At 65.6% G+C, this 212-nt stretch carries 1 protein-coding gene; it reads left to right on the top strand.

Annotation, left to right across the window (positions count from 1 at the left end):
* Positions 1-212 (top strand): Hpt domain-containing protein (locus tag V6252_RS13520; protein ID WP_341610777.1); only part of this gene is annotated, 212 nt, incomplete at both ends.

Genomic DNA, 212 nt, shown 5'->3' on the forward strand with positions numbered 1-212 from the left:
CCGCAAGCCCGTCATCTGGCGAGCCCATCGCCCTCCAGCTTGCGCGATGAGCTGGACATCGCCAGCATCGCCGAGCTCGAGAAGGCCTTCGATGCTCAGCTGACGGAGCAGCATCAACGTCTGACCCGTGCGCTGGCGCAAGGGGATCTGGCGCAGCTCACCCATGAGGCGCATCTGCTCAAGGGCAGTGCCGCAGCGCTGGAGCATGACCT

The sequence above is a fragment of the Psychrobacter proteolyticus genome (assembly GCF_038155145.1).
GTDB classification, from domain to species: Bacteria; Pseudomonadota; Gammaproteobacteria; order Pseudomonadales; family Moraxellaceae; genus Psychrobacter; species Psychrobacter proteolyticus_B.